Origin of the sequence: Natronorubrum sediminis (genome assembly GCF_900108095.1) — an archaeon.
Classification (GTDB): domain Archaea; phylum Halobacteriota; class Halobacteria; order Halobacteriales; family Natrialbaceae; genus Natronorubrum; species Natronorubrum sediminis.
Window position 1 is genome coordinate 817,263 of record NZ_FNWL01000001.1, and the last position, 17,709, is coordinate 834,971.

Here is a 17,709-nt window from a genome sequence, read left to right on the forward strand (position 1 = left end):
TTATGAGCCAACGACAACCAACGACACAACGTGGTCGAATCCGCATTACTGGGTTCGACGAAGCGGTCGCCGACCAGACGGACACCGAGGTCTGGGACGGCGAATCGGAAAGTAGCGGACGCAGTCGCCTCGAGTACGCCTGGCTCCGATTCAAATCGAATCGAACGGCGTTATTCGGGATGCTAATTATTGCCGTGATGGCGGTTCTCGCCATCTTCGCCCGTCCGATCGAGGTGTCGACGATGGGCTATCAGATCACGCTGCAGCCGATTTCGCTCGCACCGTTCGGTCCGAACGAGATGTACGTCGGCGAGGCGAACGAGGCACCGTCGTTCGCACATCCGTTCGGGACGGACTGGGCAGGGCGTGATATCTTCTCCCGCGTCCTCGTCGGCGGACGACTCAGTCTGAGCATCGGATTTATCGCCGTCGTGCTCGCGTTAGTCGTCGGAATCCCGCTTGGCGCAGTTGCGGGCTACTTCGGCGGCTGGATCGACGAGGTCATCATGCGAATGATCGACATGCTCTACGCGTTCCCGTTCCTGGTCCTGGCAATCGCCATCGTCGCGATTTTCGGATCCGGATTCTGGGTGATTATCTTCGCGCTCGTCGTCACGGGGTGGCTGAGTTACGCCAGACTCTTACGCGGGGAAATACTCTCCGTCAAAGAAAACGAGTACGTGCTGGCCGCGAAAGCACTCGGCTCCCCGGACCGAATTATCGTCTTCAAACACATCGTCCCCAACGCGATGGCACCCGTCATCGTTCAGGCAACGCTCAACATCGGGACGATCGTGCTCGCGGCCGCAGCGCTCGGATTCCTGGGCATCGGCCTCGAGCCAGGGAGCGCCGAATGGGGGTCGATGCTCTCGAACGGACGCGATTCGATCGTCTACGGCCACTGGCACATCACGCTCTTCCCCGGGGGTGCGATCTTCCTGTTCGTGATGGCCATCAACCTGGTCGGTGACGGTATCAACGACGCACTCGATCCGCAAGGAAACGCAGCAAAAGAGAGGATGCGATAACAATGTCACTACTCGAAGTGGAAGATCTCGTCGTACAGTTCTACACCGAAGACGGGGTGGTCCGCGCAGTCGACGAACTCAGCTACGAGATCGAACGCGGCGAAAAGTACGGTATCGTCGGCGAAAGTGGCGCCGGAAAGAGCGTCACGAGCCTCTCGCTGATGCAACTGATCGAGAGCCCCGGCGAAATCGTCAGCGGCGAGATTCGATTCAAGGGGCAAAATCTCCTCGAACTGTCCGAGAGCGAGTTGCGGGACATCCGCGGGAACGACATCGCGATGGTGTTCCAGGACGCAGAAACCGCACTCAACCCCGTCTACTCGGTTGGCGAACAGATCGCCGAAGCGATCCGCACGCACAAGGACGTAACCGACGAGGAGGCCAAAGAAGAGACGATCGAACTCCTCGAGCGCGTCGGCATTCCCGACGCGTCGGCGCGCTACTCGGACTATCCCCACGAGTTCTCCGGCGGGATGCAACAGCGAGCCGTCATCGCGATGGCGCTGTCGTGCGACCCGGATCTCCTGATCTGTGACGAACCGACGACGGCACTCGACGTGACGATCGAAGCCCAGATTCTCGAGTTACTCGACGAACTCGCGTCGGACTTCGATACGGCGATCCAACTGATCACGCACGACCTCGGCGTCGTCGCCGAGCTCTGCGATCGAGTGATGGTCCTCTATGCAGGACAGGCCGTCGAGCGAGCGCCCGTCGAGGAGCTCTACTACGAGCCAAAACACCCCTATACGGTTGGGTTGATGGCGTCGATTCCGCGAATTGGAGACGAACGCGAGGAGTTAACGACGATTCCCGGGGCGATGCCCGACCTCATCGACGTGCCGACGGGGTGTCGGTTCCATCCGAGATGTCCCTACGCCGAAGACGTCTGTATGAAGCGCGAACCGCCACTCATGGACACGGACGAAGAGGTAGTCGCCGACGACGCAGAAAACACCGATCACGTGGCGTCCTGTCACGAATACACCGGCGAACTCGCGACCGGATTGGATTACGATATCGACGTCCGAGGTGAGTCCCAATGAGTGAGCATTCGGGAGAGCCACTCCTCGAGATCGAAGGGTTAGAGAAGTACTACACGACCAATGACGGCTTCCTCGATCGGTTCCTCGGAGGCCAAGAGGAAGTCAAGGCCGTCGACGGCGTCGACCTCGAGATTCACGAGGGGGAGACCCTCGGCCTTGTCGGCGAGAGTGGCTGTGGAAAGAGTTCGCTCGGTCGCTCGCTCGTGCAACTCACCGAGCCGACAGGTGGATCGGTCAAATACCGCGGCACCGAGTTGACCGAACTCTCGCGAAGGGAGATGCGAGATATGCGGACGAACATCCAGTATATCTTCCAGAATCCGTTCGCGAGTCTGAACCCGCGGCTGACGATCAACGACATCGTCGGCGAAGCGCTCGACGTCCACGACATCCTCGAGAGCGACGACGAAGACGATCGATCGCAGTCTGAGCGACGAAACGAACGAGTCGAAGAACTCCTCGAGACCGTCGGCCTCAAAGCGAGTCACGCCAACCGGTATCCACACGAGTTCTCCGGCGGGCAGCGCCAGCGGATCGGAATCGCCCGCGCGCTGGCCGTCGAACCGGAGTTCATCGTCTGTGACGAGCCGGTTTCCGCACTCGACGTCTCGGTTCAGGCGCAGATCCTGAACCTGCTCAACGAGCTTCAAGAAGAGTTCAACCTCTCGTATCTCTTCATCGCACACGACCTCTCGGTCGTCGAGCACGTCGCGGATCGGATCGCCGTGATGTACCTCGGTAACATCGTTGAAACCGGCGACCCGGAGGAGGTGTTCTCCGGCGACTCACACCCCTACACGGAGGCGTTGCTCTCCGCGATTCCCGAACCCGACCCGCTGTGGGAAGGCGACCGCGTCATCCTCGAGGGAACCGTTCCCTCGCCGATCGACCCGCCATCGGGCTGTCGCTTCCACACTCGCTGTCCGAAAGTCATTCCGCCAGCGGAGTTCGAGTTCGACCAGGACGCCTTCCACAGCGTGTTCACCTTGCGACTCCGACTCGCCGACGCCGAAGCCGGCCTCGAGTCGGTCCTCTCAGAGCCTGCGGAGGCAGCGGACGTTCCGACGGCGATTCGCGACGAATTCGGAATTCCACATCAACTTCAGGACGCGCGTGCGGAAGAAATCGTCTCGGAGACGCTCGAGGAGATCGCCACAGACGACATCGAGCGCGCACGGGAACGACTCGAGTCGGCGTTTACGACGCCGTGTGAGACGGACCGTCCGACCCTCGAAGCGGGGGAGAAACACCATCCGATCGCGTGCCACCGGTTCGACGCTGCGTACGCGGACGCCGTCGACGAACCACCGGAAGCACTCGCTCCAGAAATCGACCGATGAGACGAATTTACGAATCGCGAGCGCTCGAGCGCGGGGATGAACCCTTCACGCCCTCGAAAGCGGACGACGACAAGAACAGTCGTCGGACGATCAACTGGGACGCGTTCAGTCACGCGTTCATGCCGAAGGCGCTTCGAAATCGAGCGATCGACGTCTCGGTCACGACGAATCGAGACACCTACGAACTCGGCGAACCGGTTCGGATCGGAGTCGAGTTCCGCAATCGGATTCCGTTTCCCGTCCGATTGCGAACCGAGTCGCCGAACGTCTGGACGTGGTCGGTCGACGGGCTCGAAGCAGCCTCACGGGTGCCTCGAGCGGTGCCAGAGCGACCGGACGCCTTCTCGTTTTCGCGCAGCGAGCGAAAGCGGTTTCGCCGCGAGTGGCCACAGCGAATCCAGGTCACACCGGGCGAGTGGGAATCCGTCGACCCGGGAACGTACACCATCGAAGTCAGTATCGCCTGTAAAAACGGCGAGCAGCGCGGCCTGACCGACCGAACCGAAATCGAGATTCGGGACTGACCCGAGGCCGTTCTTCTTTCCTCGTTCCCAGTCACCCTCTCGCCAGCGACCCCGATTGCCGGTGGTTGTACTCGAGAATACGGTGGCTCAAAACAGAGAGTGGACCGATTCCGATCTCGGGTTCATTCCCGCTAAAACACTGGAAGGGCGCTGTTAAAACCCTCTTCTTAGACATCTACGTTGGTGAAACTACACACCACTACATCCACGGACATGATTCCGCCAGTTTGCCAATATTGAAGACTTCTCTTTCATTGTTTTGAGCCTACTATTGGAATGACTTCAAAAGGCGGTGACCGTTAGTCCTCCCGTTCGTAGAACACCGCGGCCGCATCGTCGTTCCGAGTTACGTAACTGGCGGGCTCAAACTCGTCGTCACCCTCATATCCGGGTAGTTCGTCGATTCGATCGGTTACCGCTTCTCGTTCCGCCTCGTCGAGTCGCTGCGTCGCCGTTCTGTTTGTCTCGATCGCTTCGACGACAACCTCCTCGACAGGCCCCTCAACTTTTGGATCGTCAATGCTTGTCGTCGATGCCTTAGGTGGAGCGGTGTCGTACGGACCAGCAACGACGAGGTAATCGCTGCTGCCTCCACCGTCGCGATCTTCATCGTCGTTGCCCCCGAGACAGCCTGCAAGAACCAATGACGTGACACAGCCACACCCGACAAGGAACTTCCGACGCTTCATATCCCATCATTTTCAGTAGAATGATAAATGTCTTCGTCACGTTAAAACCGCTCTTTGTTCTATCCCGTTCTCGCTCAGTTCGCAACTGTAGTTATCGAACTGCCGAATTCCGTTTCAGGTGTGATTCTAAATAACGAAACAGTGCTACTATCTACTGTTATTGTTCGTCTCGAAAAGTACCTGGAGGGTGATTTGAACTACGGTCACAGCAGAGCTGTTCCCTGATTCAAATCTCCTTCATGCTATGGATGGCGCTCACGTACTTGTTCGCGCCAAAACATAGCGGGAGGTAGATTTGAACTACCGGTCTGCGGGTTATGAGCCCGCCGGAATCTCCTGGCTATCCCATCCCGCTATCACTTCATAACCGAGTGTGCTAGATAAGGGTTGTGATTCAACTGCCGTATGGGGGTTTCTACCGTTAGTCCCGGTGGACTTTCCACGTATAGAGGCTCTCGCAGGTGTAGTTGACGAAGAAACCGATTCCGGTGCCGATGATATTCGCTGCGACGTACCAGACGTCGAACCATTCGACCAGCACGGCGAGGACCAACATCGTCACCAGAAAGCCTCCGAATCGGACCGCGTTCGAGCGAACGAATCGGGTACCGAACGCTCGAGGTGTCATCGATCCGTAGTCGGCGAAGGTCCACCACTCGTTAATCAGAAAGATGACGACGATCGACAGCTCCCACGAGATGACTTTCGCGGAGAGCGGGCCGAGAACCGTCAGTTCGACCAACAAGATGAGAACGAGGTTGTCTACCGCCGCGCCGACGAATCCGACGCCGGCGAACTGGGTGAATCGCGATGCCGAACACAGCGCTCGAAAGCGCGTCCGAATCGCCTCAGAGAGCGAATTTTGGGTCATATACTACCTCGATAGGCTCGCGTGACGATGCGGTGTGGTGCGTCGGCCGTATCGACCACTGGCTTCGGCATCCGTATCCGTGTTGCGATTCGCCGACAGGTTTGCGTGTCATCGAGACGGCGTTGTCCGATATCGACGTGCAAAACGGTTCCGTTTGGTAAGTGGTTCCGAAGTGAAACGACGCGCCGGCGAAAGACGACGACGTGTCCGGAGAAGTGTCGGAGAGGGGTTACAGTACGCATAGATTGTACGGCTCGAGGTCGACGACCGGAAACCGACGGAGAGAAGGGAACGTCGCCCGGCGTCAGCAAGTTCGAGTCAGATCGCGAGATCGGCCGACGGCCGAACGACGGTGACGTCGCCGGCGTCGACGCGTTCGACGTCGAGGAAGTGCGGGGTGAAATTTCGCTTTTCGAAGTCCTCGTACTCGTCTTCGCTCCCGACGGTACACCACAACTGGACGGTTTCGGGACCGTGCCACTCGCCGTTGCGGTTGATCCCGAAGCAGACCAGTTCCTCGCCGTCGTACTCGACGATAGCCCCCTTCCGAATGCCCGGATCGCCGTGAATGATGAGGCGCTTCATACCTCTTCCTTCACAGGAGAGCCGATTAAACGCTTCGAAGGGGTCCTCGAGACGCACTCACTACGCACGATCGTGTACACAAAACGCTCACTCCGAGCCCACGAGGAACTCCCGGCACGAGAGCGAACCAAACGGGTTTTAAACAGTGCTGCCCTACCCCACGCCAAGTGAATTAACAATGCAGATGCCACGCCGATTCAACACGTACTGCCCGCACTGTAACGAACACCACGAGCACGAAGTCGAGAAGGCCCGATCCGGCCGTTCCAGCGGAATGAAATGGGACGCTCGCCGTACGCGACGCAACAGCGCAACGATCGGTAACTCCGGTCGCTTCTCGAAGGTTCCTGGTGGCGAGAAGCCAACCAAGAAAACCGACCTCAAGTACCGCTGTGGCGAATGTGGCAAGGCCCACCTCCGCGAGGGATGGCGCGCCGGCCGACTCGAGTTCCAGGAGTGATTCCAATGGCAGGAAATTTCTACAGTGTCCGATGCAGTGACTGCGAGAACGAACAGACCGTCTTCGGCAAAGCCTCCTCGGAGGTCGCCTGTGCCGTCTGTGGCACGACGCTCGCGCGACCGACCGGCGGCAAAGCCGAGATCGAACACGAGATCTTAGAAACTGTCGAGTCACGATGAAATACAGCGGCTGGCCCGAACCCGGCGAACTCGTCGTCGGTAAGATCGACGAGATCGAAGACTTCGGTGTCTTCGTCGATCTCGAGGAGTATCAGGACAAACGCGGCCTGATTCACATCTCCGAGGTCGCGAGCGGATGGATCAAAAACGTCCGCGACCACGTCCGCGAGGGTCAGATCGTCGTCTGCAAAGTCCTCGACATCGACGAGAGTTCCCAGCAGATCGATCTCTCGTTGAAAGACGTCAACGACCACCAGCGCTCCGACAAGATTCAGGAGTGGAAAAACGAGCAAAAGGCAGACAACTGGATGGGTATCGCCCTCGGCGAGGACGCCGACGACGAGACCTACACCGCAATCGCGAACGAACTGATCGCGGCCCACGGCAGCCTCTACAACGGCTTCAAGCAGGCGGCGATCCACGGTGTCGAAGCACTCGAGGACACCGATCTCTCCGACGACGAAATCGACTCGCTCGTCGAGACTGCTCGCGAAAACGTCTCGGTTCCGTACGTCAACGTCACCGGCTACGTCGACCTCGAGAACGCCTCGCCAAGTGGCGTCGACGGCATTCGCGAGGCGCTTGCGGCCGCCGAAGGAAACGGCGAGGTCCCCGAGGAAGTCGACCTCGAGGTGAGCTACGTCGGTGCACCGGAGTATCGAATCAAAGTTCGTGCGCCGAACTACAAGACCGCCGAATCCCACCTCGAGGAGAGCGCACAGCGAGCGATCACCGCGATCGAAGGTGAAGGTGGCGACGGCGAGTACCACCGCGATCGACGAACCGACGACGAGTAAGCCATGAAATCGGACATCCGGGTGTGTTCGGCGTGGCGCGACGCACACGACCGCCCGGTGTACACGCTTTCTGAGACGTGTCCTGACTGTGGGAGCGAGACCGAGAATACCGCGCCTGCGCCGTTCGATCCGAACGATCCACACGGAGAGTACCGACGCGCTCTTAAACGTCGCCGGCGCTGATACGGTATGGACGAACTCGAGATCGATGCAGTCGCCGAGGCCGACCTCACCGACCCTGTCCTCGTCGAGGGACTGCCGGGCGTCGGACACGTCGGGAGTCTCGCCGTCGAACACCTGCTCGAAGAACTCGAGGGCGACAGTACGCTCGTCCGCCGAGTGTACTCCGAAGAGTTTCCACCGCAGGTGAGTCTCGAGGACGGCGTTGCCGAACTCACCTGTGCGGAACTACACGCCGTCTCGGTTCCCGACGGCAGGGATTTACTCGTTTTGACCGGCGATCACCAGGCCCAGACGAACGAGGGCCACTACACGTTGACTAACGCGTTTCTCGATATCGCCGAGGAGTTCGGCGTGAGCGAGGTGTACGCACTCGGCGGTGTTCCGACTGGCGAACTCATCGACGAGTACGCCGTCATCGGCGCCGTTAGCGACGAGTCGCTGCTCGAGGAACTCGAGGACGCCGGTGTCGAGTTTCGCGAGGACGAACCCGCTGGTGGGATCGTCGGCGTGTCGGGACTCTTACTCGGATTGGGCGAGCGCCGCGGATTCGACGCGGCCTGTCTGATGGGCGAAACCAGTGGCTATCTCGTCGATCCGAAGAGTGCACGCGCAGTGCTCGAGGTACTCGAGGAACTCCTCGAGTTCGATCTCGAGTACGACTCGCTCGACGAGCGCGCAGACGAGATGGAGGACGTGATCGGCAAGATTCAGGAGATGGAACAACAACAGCAACAACAGCAGATGGACGTGCCGACCGACGAGGATCTTCGGTACATCGGTTGATCGGGCGTCCACGGTCGATTTTTTGAGAGTACTCTCGTCGGTTCGACAGCGGTGAGCTCGTCCAGTGCGTGTCCCACTCGTGAGAAGGGAGTCTGCTAACTGAGAGGGGTGCCTGCTACCGTTCCCCGCTGGAGACAGGGCCTCGAACACGCGACAGGCGTTCTTCGAAAAGACACGCCAGAGTTTGTCCTCGGAGACGTCGAGCGTCAGGATTTCCATCACGGCGACGTTTGGGTGACGGGCTGGAACGCCGCTGCCGAAGAGCACGCGATCCGGGTGTTCGAGTAGCGCGCGCTCGAGAACCTCGCGATACTGGACGAAACTCGTCTCGACGTAGCACTCGTCGTAGCGCTCGAGTAACGTTATCATCTCGTGCATGCGCGGGCGCTCGAGGGGGTAGCCGCCGAAGTGTGCGACGACGACGGGAAACGATCGCTCGAGGAGGGTGGCTTCGAGGTGAGCGGGACGAACGTCACCATTGCCGCAGACGAGAACGGGGAGTCCGACCGTTTCGAGCGTCTCGAGGACGGCTTCGTCGGGGTAGTCGTCAACGCTGGGATCGATGACGAAGCCGTGGAATCGGTCGTCGTAGGCGTACTTTTCGATATCGTCCGGAGTCGTGTGATACGGGTTTGGGCTACTGACGGCGTTTCGGAGTCGTCCGGTCGAGGAGGTTCCTGGTCGTCGTGTTCCGTTGATTCGAGCGAGTGCGATAAACGGCCGGTCGACGCTGTGGCGGGCGACGCCGTTGTTCGCACCGACGTAACTCGTGTCGGCACTCGCCGGCGGAAAGACGACCGATCTGGTGATTCCCGCTTGGTGCATCTCTCGCTCGAGTCGATCCGGGGTACTCGTGAAGTCCCTTCCGCCGGGAGACGCCCCATCCGGTGGCAGTCCCGCATAGACGTCGACGACGCGAAATCCGTGTTCGAGTTCCAGCATCCCTGCCGGGACTTTCTAGCCGACCCATATTTTGCTACCGGCCACGAGGGACTCGAGTGGCGACGACTCGCGGCGTTGAGTCGAGCGAGCAATCGCCAGACGGGAGGGGTTCTGGAGCGTAATATTTATATAGAAGTGCTGACGACATAGTTAGTGAGGATTCAATTATGGCACAACAGCGACGCATGGGCGGACAGCCGATGTTTATCATGAGCGAGGATAGTCAGCGAACGCAGGGTCGCGATGCCCAGTCGTCGAATATCATGGCCGGGAAGGCCGTGGCGGAAGCGGTACGGACGACACTCGGCCCCCGTGGGATGGACAAGATGCTCGTCGACTCCGGTGGAGAGGTCGTCATCACCAACGACGGAGCGACGATTCTCAACGAGATGGACATCGAACACCCTGCAGCCCAGATGATCGTCGAAGTCGCCGATTCCCAAGAGGAAGAAGTCGGGGACGGAACGACGACGGCTGCGGTCGTCGCCGGGAACCTCCTCGGTGAAGCCGAAGACCTCATCGAACAGGACGTTCACGCGACGACGATCGTCGAAGGCTATCACGAGGCGTCCGAAATCGCACTCGAGGCAATCGCCGAGCAGGTCAACGAGGACGGCGTCGACGACGACGTGCTCAAACAAGTCGCCGAGTCGAGCATGACCGGCAAGGGCACCGGCGGCCTCACTGCAGCGTCGCTGGCCGAAACGGTCGTCGAAGCGATTCGCCACGTCGAAACCGACGCGGCAGTCGCCCGCGACAACGTCGCCGTTCACACCCAGGTCGGAGCCTCCTCGAACGCGACGGAGCTCGTTCCCGGAATCGTCTTCGACGAGGAGCCTGCCCACGACGGCATGCCTGCGGAGATCGAAGATGCCTCGATTGCCGTGCTCGACGTCGAACTCGGCGTCCGTACGGGAGAGCTCGATGCCGAGTACGCTATCGACTCCATCGACCAGCTCAACACGGCGATCGACGCCGAGGAGAGCGAGGTCCGTGGCTACGCGGAAACGGTCGCCGAAAGCGGTGCTGACGTCGTCATCACGACCGACGACGTCGACGACCGCGTCAGTTCCTATCTCGCGAGCGAGGGCATCTTGCTCTTCGAAAACATCGGTAGCAGCGACGCGAAAGACGTCGTCTCCGCGACCGGTGCGACGCGAGTCGGTGCGCTCGACGACCTCGAGGAGTCCGACTTCGGCGAGGCAGACCGAGTTCGCTCGGCGAACTACGGCGACAACGACCTCGCGTTCATCGAAGGCGGCGCGGCCGCAGAGACCGTCACGGTCTTCGTCCGCGGTGGGACAGAACATGTCGTCGACGAACTCGAGCGAGCGATCGGTGACGCACTGGACGTCGTCGCGACGGCGCTCGATTCCGGCGAAGTCGTTCCCGGTGCCGGTGCGACTGAGATCGCCATCGCGGACAAGATCCGTCAGGAGGCAGCGGGTATCGAAGGCCGCAAACAACTCGCCGTGACGGCCTTCGCCGACGCCCTCGATATCGTCCCCCGAACGCTCGCGGCGAACACCGGCCAGGACCCAATCGACGCGCTCGTGGACCTTCGTTCCGCCCACGAGTCCGAGGGTCGCGCAGGCCTGATTACCGACGGCGAGGACGTCACCATCGACGACCCGCTCGAGTACGGCGTTGTCGACCCGGCAGACGTCAAGCGTGAAGCTGTCGAGAGTGCGACCGAAGCCGCAACGATGATTGTCCGCATCGACGACGTCATCGCCGCCGAATAACGACGCCGAGTCAGTTTTCTACCGTTTTTCTGCGCGGTAACGTCGAAGCACACCGATAATCGATCAGTCAGTAATCGTACACGGTACAAGATATTTCAACAGAAAGGAGTTACCTGCAGCCAATAATGTTAAGTGTTAACACACATAATTGTATCCTGTATCATGTCCAAAACCACTCGAGATCGCCTGACGCAGGTCAACGAACAGACCGGGCGTCCGGTGTACTACGACGACAGTCGGGGGACGTATCACGTCTGGTGCCAGACCAGTGATTACGAACCAGTAAGTACAGCGCTCGTTCTCGCCGTCTCGTCGATACTCGGTGTCGAAACCGAGGATCTCGAGTCGCTCTCGAGACGGGTTGATCCAGACGCGTTGAACGGTCTCGTGAGCCACTGGGACGAAATTGACCCGCGTACATCGAGTGGATCGGTTGGCTTTCGGTACGCGTCGTGTCGAATTACCGTCTACGCCGATGGCGAGATCGTCATCGACCCCGATCATCACCTGCGCGAACGACGGTCGGCGTCGAGCATCGGATAAGGACGATCCGGTCCCGGAGCGGCGCTTTCGGTTCCGTCTCAGTCGTCTTCAGTCGTCTCGAGCGTCACCTGCTTCCCACCCTCGAGGCCGAACGCCTCGTCGCCACGGCCCTGATTTACGTCGAGTTCGACGTAGCCGTGGCTGCCGACGGTCGCGAGTCGCTCACCGACCGGAACGGATGCGAACGTCTCGCCGACAGGGACGACCTCGTCGTTTACGCTCACGTGGTCACACCCTGTGAGAAATCCGCCGGGAACGTTCGTGATCGCGTTCCCAAAGTCGTCGACGGCCAGCACTTCACCCGCCGCGCGTTCGTCCTCGAGCGTCGGTTCTGGAAGACGACAGTCGACGGGGTCGTCGACGAGCGGTGTGAGCCACTCGAGGTCGGCGACTCCCTCGAGTCCAGTTTCGTGGACCTCGCCCGCGGCGGGGGCAAAGACGTCCCGGCCGTGGAAGGTCGCACTGGCAGGACCGTCGGGGCGGCCAGTATCGTCCTCGCTCGGGCAGAGTGCCGTCGCGTCCGGACCGTTCGCAATCGTGCCGGTATTGGTTCCGGCAGGCTCGGCCGACTCGAGGGCGGATTCGTCGATCACGTAGCACTCGTAGTCGACGTCGGTGTCTCCGTCACGACCGCTATCGGCGAGTCGTCGTGTGGCTGGCAAGAGTACGCCGTTGTCGGGACCGACGAGGAGGTGTTCGCCAGCACGGACGACGATCGCCCGTCGATCGGTTCCAACGCCGGGGTCGACGACCACGAGGTGTGTCGCTGGCGGAAAGTAGGGGAGCACTTCTCGAAGCCAGAAGGCACTCGCTCGCACGTCCTGTCGCGGAAAGTCGTGTGCGACGTCGACCAATCGGGCATCCGTTCGTCGGGCCAGGACGCCTTTCATCGCCGCGGGGTACGGCGTCCCAAAATCCGATGCGAGCGTGATCATAGCCGACGGTATGAGGCGGTCACAGAAATGAAATACGCTCGCCAATCGACGTATTTCGGCCGCTGATCGTTTGAGTCGTGGGCGTCCACCGCTCGAGATTCCTTCGCCTTCAGGTGGAGTGGAATATCAAGCGCCGTTCGAGTCCGAATCGCTGATCATCTGGAGGCGTTCGATCCCGTTCATCTCGTCGACGACGTCGACGACGGCTTCGGGGACGAGCGTCTTCCAGTCACCGTCGTTGATCATCCGTTCACGGACCTCAGTCCCCTCTAAGACCTCGCGATTGAACATCGGTGATTGTCGGATTTCGATGCCGGCCTCGCGAAAGAGTTGGATGACGAGTGGATTGTTCGAGTAGGCGACGTCGAAGTCCGGGCTCATACTCTGGACGTGGCTCACCCAGACCGAATTCCGCTCGAGGTCCTCGATTGGGACGGCGTAGGTGACGAGGTCGAACTCGACCAGTGACTTCGTGATCATCATGATCCGTTCGCCGGCCGTGAACGGGTTTCGGACCGTGTGCGAGTCGTCGGCGCTGCCGATCCCGAGGACGAGTTCGTCGACGTCCTCGGCAATTTGCTCGATCATACTGAGGTGGCCGTTGTGGAACGGCTGGAAACGCCCGATGTAAAACCCCCTGCTCATGCGGGAAATTCCTCGGGCGGTATGCTTAAGCGTGGCGAGTTTCCCAACAGTTGCGAGCGACTAAAGCGAGTTACACGTGTAGAATAGTTCAGTGTGTTATCACTGCACATAAGTTGGAGATCTCATCGCTGAATCGAACCGACGGGAAACGCTGACCCGGGTTTATAGCAGTCGAGTCCCCGTATATCTGGAGTTTTTGCTATCCGCCGCATGGAGAAAGTATATCAGTGCCAGTCCCTTCGAATCAGGTACTGAACAGAGTTCTATGAGCAACGATACGAACGTTGACGATCCTCCCAAAGACGAACCCGACGCTGAGCCTGAGTCAGACCAGACTCAGTCACGGCCCCGCGATGAGGAGCCGGCGTCGGATCGTCAGGGAGAACGGTCGCTCCTCGAAGAAGAAGGTGACCGGCGCGACGACGTCGACGACGATGACCAACGCAACGATATCGACGATTCGAACGCCGATACCGGCGAACTCGACGATAGTGACGAGTTCGACGATCCGATCGCGGACCCGAACGACGAACTCGAGTCGGATTCGACGACCGAGGAAGCAGAAGACGACATCGAAACTGTCGAAGACCTCGGGAGCACGGTCGAAGTCGATCCGGGTGTCGAAGTAGACGAAGAGAACGCCGAAGACGATCTTCTCGGCGGGCTCAAAGTCGATTCGACCGCCGATATCGAGGTCCCAGACCGGCTCGTCGACCAGGTCATCGGTCAGGACGAAGCACGAGACATCATTATCAAAGCGGCCAAGCAGCGCCGACACGTGATGATGATTGGCTCCCCGGGTACCGGGAAGTCGATGCTGGCGAAGGCGATGAGCCAGTTGCTCCCGCGAGAGGATCTTCAGGATGTCTTAGTCTACCACAATCCGGACGACGGCAACGAGCCGAAGGTCCGAACCGTCCCCGCCGGGAAGGGTGAACAGATTATCGACGCCCACAAGGAAGAAGCGCGCAAGCGAAACCAGATGCGCTCGATCTTGATGTGGGTCATCATCGCGATCATTATCGGCTACACGCTGCTCAGCCCGACCAGTATCCTGCTTGGCATCATCGCCGCAGGTATCGTCTGGCTGATCTTCCGCTACACGTCCCGCGGCACGGACGCGATGGTTCCGAACATGATCGTCAACAACGGCGATCAGCGCACCGCGCCGTTCGAGGACGCAACCGGTGCCCACGCCGGTGCACTGCTCGGTGACGTCCGCCACGACCCGTTCCAGTCCGGTGGGATGGAGACGCCGAGCCACGACCGCGTCGAACCCGGCTCGATTCACCAGTCTAACAAGGGCGTGTTGTTCGTCGACGAGATGAACACGCTCGACGTCCGCACCCAGCAGAAGCTGATGACCGCGATTCAGGAGGGCGAGTTCGCCATCACAGGCCAGTCCGAGCGCTCCTCGGGCGCGATGGTCCAGACCGAACCCGTCCCCTGTGACTTCATCATGATCGCCGCGGGGAACCTCGACGCGATGGAGAACATGCACCCCGCACTGCGCTCGCGGATCAAGGGATACGGGTACGAAGTGTACATGGACGACACCATCGAGGACACGGCCGAGATGCGGCGCAAGTACGCCCGCTTCATCGCCCAGGAGGTCGAACGCGATGGACGTCTCCCACACTTCGAGCGCGAAGCCGTCGAGGAGCTTATCCTCGAGGCCAAGCGCCGGGCGGGCCGGAAGGATCACCTGACGCTCCTGTTCCGGGACCTCGGCGGTCTCGTCCGCGTCGCGGGTGACATCGCCCGTTCCGAGGACCGCGAATACACGACACGCGACGACGTGTTGCAGGCCAAGAGCCGCTCCCGGTCGATCGAGCAACAACTCGCCGACGACTACATCGAGCGGCGCAAGGACTACGAACTACAGGTCACCGACGACGGCGTCGAGGGCCGCGTCAACGGGCTCGCCGTCATGGGCGAGGACTCCGGGATCATGCTCCCCGTCATGGCTGAAATCGCCCCCGCACAGGGCGGTGGACAGGTCATCGCCACGGGACAGCTCAAAGAAATGGCCGAGGAATCCGTCCAGAACGTCTCCGCGATCATCAAGAAGTTCTCGGACGTCGACCTCTCGGAGAAGGACATCCACATCCAGTTCGTCCAGGCCGGCCAACAGGGCGTCGACGGCGACTCCGCCTCCATCACGGTGGCGACGGCCGTCATCAGCGCACTCGAGGACATTCCGGTCGATCAGTCGATTGCGATGACCGGTTCGCTCTCGGTTCGCGGGGACGTCCTCCCCGTTGGGGGAGTCACCCACAAGATCGAGGCTGCGGCGAAAGCCGGCTGTAGCAAGGTTATCATCCCCGAGGCGAACGAACAGGACGTGATGATCGAGGAGGAGTACGAAGAGATGATCGAGATCATCCCGTGTTCGAACATCAGCGAAGTGTTAGACGTCGCCCTCGAGGGCGAGCCGAAGAAAGACTCGCTGGTCGATCGCCTCAAATCGATTACCGGCTCGGCGTTCGAAGGCGGTCAGGGTGCCGTCGGCTCCGCCAGCGGCTCGAACCCGAACCCACAATAGATGACTGCGTGGGCGACGTTCGCCGGGATTACGGGCGTCGTCCTCGTCGTGTTGCTCGTTTTATCGCAGTTGACGCAGGACGCTTTCGAGGGTTCCGACTCCGACTCTGACCCTGATTCTAACTCTAACTCTGACTCCGACTCCGACACTCGCCAGTCGACGGTATCCGATAGAACCGAAGCCATTCAGACTCCCGCGGATTCGCCGACCCCTGGGAACCTCCCTCCGTCGGAAACGTCCTCGCTCGAGGCGGATTCGGACGCGAGTCCCCCAGGTGAGAACGAACGGCCATCGAGTCACACCGACGCCGAATCGGCCTCCGGTGAGCCAGCGCAAGTCGATCCCAGATCGCTGTCGACGATGGCGTTGCTGGCGAACGTGGCGTTCTCGCAGGGGCTGTTCGCGCTCGTCTTACTGGGCGCGGTGATCTACACAGGAATTCCTGCCGACGCACTCGGGATCGAGTTCTCGTGGCGTTACCTCGAGCAGGGGCTCCTGTTGGGAACGGTCTTCGGAATCGGCCTCTACGTGGCGAACGAAGTCGCTGCGGCGCTGGCCACGCGCTTCGGATTCGATCACGACGAGGAACTGCGAGAGCTGTTAGGTCCGGACTCGGTGACGGAGTGGGGCGTGTTGCTCGTCGTCGTGTTGCCGATCATCGCAATCTTCGAGGAACTGCTCTTTCGGGCCGCGATGATCGGCGCGATGGAAGCCGGGTTCGGCGTTTCGCCGTGGCTCCTCGCCATCGTCTCCTCCGTCGCGTTCGCGGTGGGACACGGTATTCAGGGGTCGGTCGGTATCGTCGTGACGGGCGCGCTCGGATTCGTCCTCGCGGCGATTTTCGTCGTCACGGGGAGCTTTCTGGTCGTCGTCGTCGCACACTACCTGATCAACGCCTTCGAGTTCGTCGTCCACGAGGGATTCGAACTCGAGTGGGCGCGAATCCTCGAAGGCTAAGAGGACGGACCTGTTCGAATTCAGTATGGATACACGTGAAGCGATTCCGGACGCGGTGTATCGGGCGATCTTCTACGGCATACTCGGGTACTTCGCGCTCCTCTTGTACGGGCAAAGCGCGGGCGAGCCGTTGGCGATTCTCGCAGCGGAGTTCGTTTTCGGGGTAATCGCCATCGGCGTCGGGACGGTGTTGTTCATCCAGACGAGAGAGACGACGACATCGCCGGCGCTGCTCGGGGCAGCCGTCTGTCTCGTGGCCGGCGGAATGTTCCAGTTTGGCTACCTCTTCACGCGCGTTCTCGTCCTCGATCAGGTCTCGTCCATCGTCGTCTTCGCCGGCATCGGGTTGTACCTCTATGCGGTCTGGTACGCCGAGTGAGGAGAGATGTTTCCGTCGGGTAAGGGCGGTTTAGAGTTCCTCGAGCGACCGGAGCTTCTGTTCGACGGTCGGCGGTGCAGCACTCGGACCGTCACGAACGCGGTGGTCCGGGATCAAAAGCGGGGCCGGATTCTCATCTAAGGCGGTTCGGACGAGGATAATGTCGTCTTCGTCCTCCGGGTCCAGTTCGGGAGTCATCCGCGCGAGCGCCTCGACGCTCACCTGGTCGCCGTAGGGGATCTCGCGAACCTGCTCGAGGACGGCCCGCTGGTCGGTCGGCACGGTCAACGCGATCTGAATATCGTCGAAGCGTACCTCCTCGAGACCGTCGAGGTATTCGAATATCTCCTCGAGGACGGGGTGTTCGTCTTCGGCGTCCGCGTCGGGGGTCGTGGGAAACGAGACGCTCAAGACCCGGCCGCTCGCGGCACCGAGCTGGACGTATCGGTCGAGATACGTTGACTCGCGCGCGTAGATTCCTGCGTCCGTGACGTCCTCCATACGTGGGCCTAGGTGATGCGGGGTTGAATAAT

General features: G+C 60.4%; 20 protein-coding genes, 1 tRNA gene and 1 pseudogene. 14 read left to right on the forward strand and 8 right to left on the reverse strand.

Annotated features, from left to right (window positions below; all coding sequences use genetic code 11):
• Window positions 1-2: 2 nt before the first annotated feature.
• Genes BLW62_RS03980 through BLW62_RS03995 form a run of 4 tightly spaced genes read left to right on the forward strand, consistent with a single transcriptional unit; the run spans window position 3 to window position 3,938 of the window.
• Window positions 3-1,028: an ABC transporter permease gene (locus BLW62_RS03980; RefSeq protein ID WP_090505400.1), complete on the forward strand. Its 1,026-nt coding sequence runs from the start codon at window positions 3-5 to the stop codon at window positions 1,026-1,028.
• A 2-nt stretch (window positions 1,029-1,030) separates the two neighbouring features.
• Window positions 1,031-2,074, forward strand: coding sequence for an ABC transporter ATP-binding protein (locus BLW62_RS03985; RefSeq protein ID WP_090505402.1), 1,044 nt, complete (start codon window positions 1,031-1,033; stop codon window positions 2,072-2,074).
• On the forward strand, window positions 2,071-3,414 hold the full coding sequence (locus BLW62_RS03990) for an ABC transporter ATP-binding protein (protein ID WP_090505406.1): 1,344 nt from the start codon (window positions 2,071-2,073) through the stop codon (window positions 3,412-3,414). Before BLW62_RS03985 ends, BLW62_RS03990 begins: the two co-directional genes overlap by 4 nt.
• On the forward strand, window positions 3,411-3,938 hold the full coding sequence (locus BLW62_RS03995) for a DUF7974 family protein (protein WP_090505408.1): 528 nt from the start codon (window positions 3,411-3,413) through the stop codon (window positions 3,936-3,938). Before BLW62_RS03990 ends, BLW62_RS03995 begins: the two co-directional genes overlap by 4 nt.
• Before the next feature lie 299 nt (window positions 3,939-4,237).
• Here the strand turns inward: BLW62_RS03995 and BLW62_RS04000 are convergent, their stop codons facing one another.
• From BLW62_RS04000 to BLW62_RS04015, 4 genes are all read right to left on the reverse strand, one after another.
• Complete coding sequence (locus BLW62_RS04000; protein ID WP_090505410.1) at window positions 4,238-4,627, reverse strand: hypothetical protein; 390 nt, start codon at window positions 4,625-4,627, stop codon at window positions 4,238-4,240.
• 280 nt (window positions 4,628-4,907) lie between these two features.
• Window positions 4,908-4,982, reverse strand: a tRNA-Met gene (locus BLW62_RS04005).
• 66 nt (window positions 4,983-5,048) lie between these two features.
• Window positions 5,049-5,498, reverse strand: coding sequence for a GtrA family protein (locus tag BLW62_RS04010; protein WP_090505412.1), 450 nt, complete (start codon window positions 5,496-5,498; stop codon window positions 5,049-5,051).
• A 318-nt stretch (window positions 5,499-5,816) separates the two neighbouring features.
• Entirely contained in the window at window positions 5,817-6,083 is a 267-nt protein-coding gene (locus BLW62_RS04015) for an HAH_0734 family protein (RefSeq protein WP_090505414.1), read from the reverse strand.
• A gap of 178 nt (window positions 6,084-6,261) precedes the next feature.
• Between BLW62_RS04015 and BLW62_RS04020 the strand changes: the two genes are divergently transcribed.
• From BLW62_RS04020 to BLW62_RS04040, 5 genes are read left to right on the forward strand one after another with little or no spacing between them, the layout of a single operon-like run.
• Window positions 6,262-6,543, forward strand: a complete 282-nt coding sequence (locus BLW62_RS04020) for a 50S ribosomal protein L44e (protein WP_076579192.1) — start codon at window positions 6,262-6,264, stop codon at window positions 6,541-6,543.
• A gap of 5 nt (window positions 6,544-6,548) precedes the next feature.
• Complete coding sequence (locus BLW62_RS04025) at window positions 6,549-6,722, forward strand: 30S ribosomal protein S27e (RefSeq protein ID WP_090505416.1); 174 nt, start codon at window positions 6,549-6,551, stop codon at window positions 6,720-6,722.
• On the forward strand, window positions 6,719-7,519 hold the full coding sequence (locus BLW62_RS04030; protein WP_090505418.1) for a translation initiation factor IF-2 subunit alpha: 801 nt from the start codon (window positions 6,719-6,721) through the stop codon (window positions 7,517-7,519). The genes BLW62_RS04025 and BLW62_RS04030 overlap by 4 nt, the downstream gene beginning before the upstream one ends.
• Window positions 7,520-7,522: 3 nt before the next feature.
• Complete coding sequence (locus BLW62_RS04035) at window positions 7,523-7,702, forward strand: RNA-protein complex protein Nop10 (protein WP_076579198.1); 180 nt, start codon at window positions 7,523-7,525, stop codon at window positions 7,700-7,702.
• A gap of 6 nt (window positions 7,703-7,708) precedes the next feature.
• Complete coding sequence (locus tag BLW62_RS04040) at window positions 7,709-8,485, forward strand: proteasome assembly chaperone family protein (protein ID WP_090505420.1); 777 nt, start codon at window positions 7,709-7,711, stop codon at window positions 8,483-8,485.
• 129 nt (window positions 8,486-8,614) lie between these two features.
• Here the strand turns inward: BLW62_RS04040 and BLW62_RS04045 are convergent.
• Window positions 8,615-9,427, reverse strand: a pseudogene (locus BLW62_RS04045) (amidohydrolase family protein); the annotation flags it as partial.
• 200 nt (window positions 9,428-9,627) lie between these two features.
• Between BLW62_RS04045 and thsA the strand changes: the two are divergent.
• Together thsA and BLW62_RS04055 are read left to right on the forward strand one after the other, a co-directional pair.
• Complete coding sequence (thsA, locus tag BLW62_RS04050) at window positions 9,628-11,172, forward strand: thermosome subunit alpha (RefSeq protein WP_090506411.1); 1,545 nt, start codon at window positions 9,628-9,630, stop codon at window positions 11,170-11,172.
• A gap of 162 nt (window positions 11,173-11,334) precedes the next feature.
• Complete coding sequence (locus BLW62_RS04055; RefSeq protein WP_090505422.1) at window positions 11,335-11,715, forward strand: HalOD1 output domain-containing protein; 381 nt, start codon at window positions 11,335-11,337, stop codon at window positions 11,713-11,715.
• 38 nt (window positions 11,716-11,753) lie between these two features.
• On the opposite strand, the gene BLW62_RS04060 is transcribed toward BLW62_RS04055, so the two are convergent.
• Together BLW62_RS04060 and BLW62_RS04065 are read right to left on the reverse strand one after the other, a co-directional pair.
• On the reverse strand, window positions 11,754-12,650 hold the full coding sequence (locus BLW62_RS04060) for an SAM hydrolase/SAM-dependent halogenase family protein (RefSeq protein ID WP_090505424.1): 897 nt from the start codon (window positions 12,648-12,650) through the stop codon (window positions 11,754-11,756).
• 126 nt (window positions 12,651-12,776) lie between these two features.
• Window positions 12,777-13,295, reverse strand: a complete 519-nt coding sequence (locus BLW62_RS04065; RefSeq protein WP_090505426.1) for a nicotinamide-nucleotide adenylyltransferase — start codon at window positions 13,293-13,295, stop codon at window positions 12,777-12,779.
• 265 nt (window positions 13,296-13,560) lie between these two features.
• Here BLW62_RS04065 and lonB point away from each other — a divergent pair, with 265 nt between their 5' ends.
• From lonB to BLW62_RS04080, 3 genes are read left to right on the forward strand one after another with little or no spacing between them, the layout of a single operon-like run.
• Window positions 13,561-15,840 carry an ATP-dependent protease LonB gene (gene lonB / locus BLW62_RS04070; RefSeq protein WP_090505428.1) on the forward strand — a complete coding sequence of 760 codons (2,280 nt, stop codon included), beginning with the start codon at window positions 13,561-13,563 and terminating at the stop codon, window positions 15,838-15,840.
• On the forward strand, window positions 15,841-16,797 hold the full coding sequence (locus tag BLW62_RS04075; RefSeq protein WP_090505430.1) for a CPBP family intramembrane glutamic endopeptidase: 957 nt from the start codon (window positions 15,841-15,843) through the stop codon (window positions 16,795-16,797).
• 25 nt (window positions 16,798-16,822) lie between these two features.
• Entirely contained in the window at window positions 16,823-17,176 is a 354-nt protein-coding gene (locus tag BLW62_RS04080; RefSeq protein WP_090505431.1) for a hypothetical protein, read from the forward strand.
• Between the two features lie 30 nt (window positions 17,177-17,206).
• Here BLW62_RS04080 and BLW62_RS04085 read toward each other — a convergent pair whose 3' ends face one another.
• Window positions 17,207-17,677, reverse strand: a complete 471-nt coding sequence (locus tag BLW62_RS04085) for an MGMT family protein (protein WP_090505433.1) — start codon at window positions 17,675-17,677, stop codon at window positions 17,207-17,209.
• Between the last annotated feature and the right edge of the window lie 32 nt (window positions 17,678-17,709).